The 7,439-nt window shown below is 77.8% G+C and carries 3 protein-coding genes; 2 read left to right on the top strand and 1 reads right to left on the bottom strand.

Features of this window, described 5'->3' with window-relative positions:
* Positions 1-47: 47 nt before the first annotated feature.
* Positions 48-1,064 carry a terpene synthase family protein gene (locus tag I6A81_RS44890; protein ID WP_203001511.1) on the bottom strand — a complete coding sequence of 339 codons (1,017 nt, stop codon included), beginning with the start codon at positions 1,062-1,064 and terminating at the stop codon, positions 48-50.
* 673 nt (positions 1,065-1,737) lie between these two features.
* On the opposite strand from I6A81_RS44890, the gene I6A81_RS15715 reads away from it, so the two are divergent.
* Together I6A81_RS15715 and I6A81_RS15710 are read left to right on the top strand one after the other, a co-directional pair.
* Positions 1,738-4,542 (top strand): helix-turn-helix domain-containing protein, encoded by a 2,805-nt coding sequence (locus I6A81_RS15715; protein WP_203001513.1) that lies wholly within the window; start codon positions 1,738-1,740, stop codon positions 4,540-4,542.
* 139 nt (positions 4,543-4,681) lie between these two features.
* Positions 4,682-7,417: a helix-turn-helix transcriptional regulator gene (locus I6A81_RS15710; protein ID WP_203001515.1), complete on the top strand. Its 2,736-nt coding sequence runs from the start codon at positions 4,682-4,684 to the stop codon at positions 7,415-7,417.
* The last annotated feature ends 22 nt before the right edge of the window (positions 7,418-7,439 follow it).

Below are 7,439 nucleotides of genomic sequence, written 5' to 3'. Positions count from 1 at the left end.
CAGGGCCGGCCGTGCCCCCGGGCCCGGGCCGGGCCGACCGGCACGTGTCAGGCCGGGCGCCGGTCCGGCCGCGGGTGCGACGTCAGGTCGCGCAGCCCCTGGCTGGTGAGGCCGTAGGTGTCGCGGGCCAGGTACCAGGCACAGGTGAACCGGGTCATCCGCGCCAGCTGGTCACCCAGCCCGGCAAGCACGGGCGGCAGCAGCGTGAGCGCTTCGGTGAGGTCGGCCAGGGCGGCGCCGAGGATGGCCAGCAACTCGTCCGCGGCCTGCCGCATGGTGTGCCCGGAGGCCAGCAGGATCGCCATCGCGTTCGGTGATCCCTCGGCGAGCTCCCGCTCCACGGACTGCAGGTCGTTGGCCACCCGGACCGCGAGCCCAGCGAGGTGGCAGGCGTCCTCGTAGGCGCGGACCGCGCCGTCGGCGACGGGCGGGAGATGGCTGGCCGCGAGGGCGGTGGCGCACAGGGCCGGGTAGAACACCGACTGGGCGCGGACCGGCAGGTAGTCGTCCAGGGTCGTGGGCGTGGGGGCCAGGCCGAAGCGCCAGCGGGTCTCCAGCACGGTGCTGGCGAAGGCCCGCCGCCAGGCCCGGGCGAGTGGCCGCCCCGCCCAGCGGTACGCCGGGTAGCCGGCGACGCGCTCGACGCAGTCACGGTAGGCGGCCAGTACCTGGCCTTCCTCGTCGCCGACCGCCCGGCGGGCGCGGGCCCGGCGGCCGGTTTCGGCCTCGCCGGCCCAGAGCGCCGCGCAGTCCCGGGCCAGGGCCTCCACCGCGGCGCAGGAGTAGCCCGGGATGACGCCGTCGGCGAGGTCATCCAGGCACGCGACGGTGAGCGCGGCCCTGGTGAGGTCGACGATCCGGTCGAGCGGCCCGTCCGGCAGCCCGGCCGCGAACATCAGGCTCGCGAACACGGCGCGGCTCGCCGGCCCCTGTGTGCCGTCCATGATCGGATATCGGCTGGTCCAGGGCGCGATCCGGATGACCGCCCGCTCGGCGGTCGCGACGACCCGCTCGAGGTGGTCGGGGTCGATCCCGTCGAGGGGGCGCGGTTCGGGAACCGCCATCCAGACGGGCCACCGCGCCCGGGACGCGGAACGCAACCGGGCCAGGTCGGGAACCGGGCCCGGCCGCGGGCCGCGTCCGGGCGGGTTCGGCGTCCCGGGCGGGCCGGCGTCGTGAACGGCGGGGACGGGGACGGCCGGGACGCGAGCGGCTGGGACGGGGACGGCTGAGGCGGAGACGCTCGGGACGGGGACGCTCGGGACGGGGACGGTTGAGACGGCGGGTTCCTGCACGGTGGGACTCCAGGGTGCGGTGACCGGGGACGCGCGGGAGGCCGGTCCACGCCGGCACGGCGCTGGTTCGGGTCCCGCGCTCGCGATCTCCGCGGGCGCCCGCCGCGTCCGGGCATCCATGCCTGGAGGCGAGTCCGGCCATCACCGGCGCGGCATCGGGACTGACACCGCGATCGTGCCTTGGGCCGGGCCGCGCGGGCGTGAGCAATTCCTACTCATCCCGGTGCCGGCCCACGGGTCCGGTGAGCACTTGTCGAGTCGCAACACCGTGTTTTCACGGGCGACCGCTGGATGTCAGCCAGGTGACGTATCACGGGAAGGCGTCGAACTGTCGCTCCCCGACGCATCGTGATCGAAAGGAGTCACGCCTGGTGCGCCGTCGGGTCGCCTGGGGCGGAGCGCGGACAACCTGGTCGGTCAGCTGAGTCGAGAGGGCGACACGATGGCGGCACGCCCGCGGTGGCCGTTGGTCGGCAGGGACGAGGAGATGGCGCTGTGCGAGGCGGCGCTGGCGGACCAGCACTGCCGCGGAGTGGTGATCAGCGGCCCGTCGGGGGCCGGGACCTCGCGCCTCGCCGAGGAGCTGCGCGCCAGGGTGGCGACGGACCCCGCCGCCGTCACCTGGTGGGTGACGGCGAGCACGGCGGCGACACCGCTCGAGGCGTTCGCCGACCTGCTCCCCGCCGACGTCGCGCCGTCCACGCTGGCGGATCCCGCGGGGGCGTTCGCGACGGTGGCGCGGGCACTGGCCGGGCCCGCCGCTCCGGAGCGCCGGCGACTCCTGTTCGTCGAGGACCTGCAGCTGCTGGACGCGGCGGCGGCGCTGCTGTGCCGGCAGCTCGTGGACGCCGGGATCGTCCGGTTGGTGGCGACGCTGCGCGCCGACGCGCCGATCGGTGCCGCGGCGACGGGACTGGTCGGCGACCACCTGCTGTGGCGGGTGGAGCTGACCGGCCTGCGCGTCGATCAGGTCGGCGCCCTGCTGCGCGAGGTGCTCGGCGGACCGGTGCGCCACGACACCGTCCGCGCGCTGGCCGCCGCCTCGGCCGGGCTCCCGATCGATCTCCGGGAACTGGTCGACGACGCGCTGGCCGACGGGCTGCTGACCCGCGACGGCGCGGTGTGGGGGCTCGCCGAGGGCGCGCTTCCCCGCACGGCGCGGCTCACCGCGATCCTCGACACCCAGCTCGCCGCGGTGGTGGGTGACGACCTGGCCCTGCTGGAGGCGCTGGCGCTGTGCCGGGTGCTGTCGCTGGGGCACGCGGAGGCGATCGCCGGGATGGCGGCGCTGCTGCGGCTGGAGGAGTCGGGACTGATCCGGGCGGTCCCCGACGGCCGCCGGGTGTCGGTGCGGCTGGCCCGGCCCCAGGTCGGGCAGCTGCTCGCGGCCCGGATACGACCGGAGCGGCGCCGGGCGGTGCTCCTCGACGAGGTCGGCCGGCTCGAGAGGTTCGGCGCGCGTCGCGTCGACGACCAGCGTGACCTGGCCCTGTGGCGGCTGCGGGCGAACGGCCAGGCGGAGCCCGAGCTGTTGCTCACCGCCGCCGCGGCCGCCCACGCGGCGAACGACCAGCAGCAGGCCGTGGAGCTGCTGCGCGCCGTGCCCGAGCGGTGGCACCGCCCGGCGAGCTGGCTCGCGCTGCGCACGGCGCTGCGCGAGGTCGGCGAGGGCGCGGAGGCGGAGACGGCGCTGCGCCGCGCCGACGAGCAGGCCGCCGACGAACGGGAACGGCTGGCGGTGACGGCGACGAAGGGGCTCAGCCTGTACTGGTTCGACGGCCGCGCCGACGCGGCGCTGGCGGTCATCGACGCCGCTCGGGACGGCCTGACCAGTCAGGAGACCGGCCGGGCGCTGGAAATCCGCGAGGCGACGGTGCGGGTGCTGTCCGATGACCTGCCCGGCGGGCTGCGGATGCTGGCCCGGCACCTGCCCGACGGCCGACCGGCCGACCCGCCCGCGAGCGGCCGGCCCGACGAGCGCGGCGGGCACCGCTGGACCGGCGACGACGCGCGGCGGCCGGTCGCCGTGGCCGACGTCGACGGGTGGCTGCTCGGCGCGAACGCGCGTGCCATCGGTCTGGCCGCGGCCGGCAGGTCCGTCGAGGGCACGAGCTGGGCGGAGCACGTCCACGAGCTGCACACGCGGGTGGGTGCCCGGTCCGGGGCGTGGCGGTGGCCTGCCGCGTGCCTGCCCGCCCGCGCGGTCGCGCTGGCCGAGGCCGGCCGGCTGACCGAGGCGCGGACGGTGGGCCGACAGGCCTTCGACGAGCTCACGGCCAGCCGGATGTGGAGCCAGTCGGAGCTGGCGGCGCTGTTCCTCGGCCGGGTGGAGCTGCTCGCCGGGCATCCGGTGAGCGCCCGGCGCTGGTACGGCGAGGCACAGGCGATCGCCCGCCGCCGTGGGGCGGCGGTGCCGCTGCGGCTCGCGTTGGACGGGCTGGCCGCGGCCGCCGCGCTGCTGGGCGACGTCACCGCCGCCGACGACGCGTCGGCGCGCGCGGCGCGGTACCCGGCGGTGGGGTTCTGGCCGGGCGAGGAGCGGCTCGGACCGGCCTGGGCGCTGGCGTACCGGAACCGGCTCGGCCAGGCGCGCGCCGCGCTGCTGGCCGGTGCCCGGCTGGCCCGGGACGCCGGGCACCTGGCCTCGGAGGCGTTGCTGCTCACCGACGTCGCCCGGCTCGGCGGAGCGGGCGGCGTGGCCGAGCGCCTGTCGGCGCTGGCCGCCCAGTGCGAGGGCACGCTGGTGGCCGCCAGAGCGCGCCTGGCGGCGGGGCTCGCGGCCGACGACCCGGACTTCCTCCTGGCTGCGGCCCGGGAGCTGGCGGGGACCGGGGCGGACCTGCTGGCCGCTGAGGCGGCGAGCGCGGCGGCGGCGGCGTTGCGCCGAGCCGGCGAGCCGCGGGCGGCGACCGCGGCGGCGCTGCGCGCGCGCGAGCACGCCGCGGCCTGCGAGGGAGCGCGTTTCCCGCGGCTGGCCGGCATGGAGCCGGCCGGGGCGCTCAGTGAGCGGGAACGCCAGGTCGCCGAGCTGGCGGCGTCCGGCCGGTCGGCCCGCCAGGTCGCCCAGGTGCTGACCCTGTCGGTTCGCACGGTCGAGAACCACCTGCAGCGGGCCTACCGCAAGCTCGGCGTCCGTAGCCGCGCGGAGCTGACCCGCGCGCTGGGCGAGGTGAGGAACTCGCGGACCGAGGACCGTCCGGCCGGGGGCGCCGGGCTGGGGCCGCCGGCCGCCCACGTGACGAGGTGACGGCCAGTCCCGGTCGTCGGGGGCAGCGCGCGGCGGCCAGAAGACCCGCCTGGGGCGCCGGGAGACGGGCCGCCAGGCGGCGCGGAGGCCGGGTCGGCAGGCAGTCGGATGAGTGGTGGGGGCAGTGGCGGAAGCGCGGATGCAGACCAGGGCGAACTGGCGGGTCTTGGTGGGACGGGACCGGGAGCTGGCCGACTTCGACGCGGTGCTGGCCGACCCGCGTGCTCGCGGCTACGTCATCCGTGGGGCCGCCGGGGTGGGGAAGTCCCGGCTGGCTGAGGAGTGCCTGGCCCGAGCGGCCCGGGCGGGGATGCGCGTCGCGCGGGCCACGGCCAGCGCGGGGGCGAGCGCCCTGCCCCTGGGCGCGATCGCCCACCTGCTGCCCGCCGCCGCGGCCCCGGCCGACCCGTCGCGTCCGGCCGACCCGTCGCGTCCGGCCGACCCGTCGCGTCCGGCCGACCCGTCCCGACCGGCCGGGTCGGCCGGCGATCTCGCGGCCATCGTCGCCGAACTCGCCCGGCCGGACCAGGGCGCCCGCATGGTGCTGGTCGACGACCTGCACCTGCTCGACGCGACCTCGGCGCGGCTGCTCCGGGACCTGCTCGACGCCGAGGCGATCCGGCTGATCGTGACGGTGCGCGCCGGTGAGCCTGTCGGCGACGAGGTCACGGCGCTGCTGGCGACGCCGCTGCTGCGGCTCGCGGAGCTGACCGAGCTGGACCAGGAGGCCGTCGACGGGCTGCTGCGGGCCGTGCTGGGCGGGCCGGCCAGCCGCCGCGCCCTGGGCGTGCTCTACCAGGCGTCCGGTGGGAACCCCCTGTACCTACGGGAACTGGTGCATGGCCACCTGCGGGCCGGGACGCTCGCCGGTGACGGCGAGGTCTGGCATCTCAGCGAGGATCCCGCCGGTGAGGGACGGCCGGTCGGGACGGCCGCGCTGACCGAGCTCATCGACACCCACCTCGGGATGGCGGGCGCCGCCGGCCTGGAGGTGCTCGACACGCTGGCCCTGTGCGGCCCGCTGCCGGAGGCGGACCTGCGCGCCGCGGGCCAGGACCACGCGCTGTCGGAACTCGTCGGTGCCGACCTGATCCGGTTCGTCGCCGACGGGCGGCGCACCCTGGTGACCCTGACGCATCCGATCTACGACGAGATCCTGCGCGGGCGGATCGGCGAGCTACGGGCCCGGATGCTGCTGGGCAGGCAGATCGACCGCGTGGAGGCGCACGGGGCGCGGCGCCGTGACGACGCGCTGCACGTCGCGACGTGGCGGCTCGCCGCCACCGGCACCGCCGACCCGGCCCTGCTGGCCCGGGCGGCGAGCCAGGCGCAGCACGCCGGCGACTTCCAGCGGGTCCGGTCACTGCTGGAGGCGCTGCCGGCGAGCGCGCACACCGCCGCGACCCGGGGCATGCTGGCGCTGACGCTCGCCGACTTCGGGGAGTGGGAACGCGCGGACGAGCTGCTCGGCGACCTCGCCGCCGCGAGCGCCGACGAGGGCGAGGTGCTGCTGCTGACCGTGGCGCGGGCGACGTCGTTGCTGTGGGGAGCGGGCCGGGCGGACCTCGCCCTGGCCGCGAACGCCGAAGGACGGGCGCGGATCACCGATCCCGCCTCGCTGCGGGTCGTTCAGGTCACCGAGGGGACCGTGCGCGCGCTGTCCGGCGAGCCCACCCGCGGGCTCGCGCTGCTGGGCGAGCACCTGCCCCGTGACCACCGCGAGCTCGCGGACGTCAACGCCTGGCTGCATGGCGCGACCGCGGCGGGGATGGCGCTGGCGGCGACGGGCCGCGCGGCGGAGGGCATGGACTGGGCCGAGCACGCCTACGAGACCCATCGGCGCCTCGAGACGGCCGAGCTGGTCTCGCAGCCGGTGACGACCAGGCTGACGGCCGTGTTCGCGCTGGGCGAGTGCGGCCGGCTTACCGAGGCCCGGGCGTTGGGACAGGCGTGCGTCGACGCGATGATGCCCACCGGCACCGCCTCGCCGCGGGCCTGGGGAGCGTTGTACCTCGGCCGGGTGGAGTGGCTGGCCGGGCACCTGACCGAGGCCCGGCGCTGGTACGCCGAGGCGGCGGCGGTCGCCCGCAACCAGCGCCATCACCAGGTGGAGCACCTGGCCCTGATCGGGCTGACGGCGTCCGCGGCCGCGCTGGGTGACCTGGCCGCCGCCGACGAGGCGCGCGGGCGCGCCGCGGCGCATCGGCCGCTGGGGTTCCTCGCCGGCGAGGACCGCCTCGGTGAGGCCTGGTCACAGGTCGCCCGGGGGCATCTCGCGCTGGCCCGGGAGATCCTGCTGGAGAGCGCGGGCCGAGCCCGCGACACCGGTCATCTCAGCTGCGAGGGCCTGCTGCTGACCGAGCTCGCCAGGCTCGGGGGCGCCCGGGCGGCCGCCGCCCGGCTGGCCGAGATCGCCCGGATCGCGGGGGACCGGCTGGCCGCCGCCCGGGCGGAGCTGGCCGGCGCGCTGGCGGCCCGCGCCCCCGCGCGGCTGCTCGCGGTGGCCGACGAGCTGGAGGAGCTCGGCGCGGACCTGCTGGCCGCCGAGGCGGCGACCGCGGCGGCGGCCTTCCACGACCGGGGCGGGCGGCGCGGAGCCGCGGCGCGCGCCCGCCGGCGGGCCGAGGACCCGGCGAGCCGCTGCCCGGGGATGCGCACCCCGCTGCTGGCCTTCGCCGCCGGGCCCGCCCAGCTCACGCCGCGGGAGTGGGAGATCGCGCTGCTCGCCTCGGCCGGGCGGCCCAGCAAGGACATCGCGAAGGCGCTGGGGCTGTCGGCGCGAACGGTCGACAACCATCTGAGCAGCGTCTACGCCAAGCTCGGGGTGAGCACCCGGCGGGACCTGCGGGAGGCACTGGCCGTCGTCACCGTCTGACCAGCGCCCCCGCGACCTCCGC

This window comes from Frankia nepalensis, assembly GCF_016786325.1.
Taxonomy (GTDB): domain Bacteria; phylum Actinomycetota; class Actinomycetes; order Frankiales; family Frankiaceae; genus Pseudofrankia; species Pseudofrankia nepalensis.
Note: the sequence above shows the minus strand (reverse complement) of the source record. Positions and strands in the feature narration are given on the sequence as shown.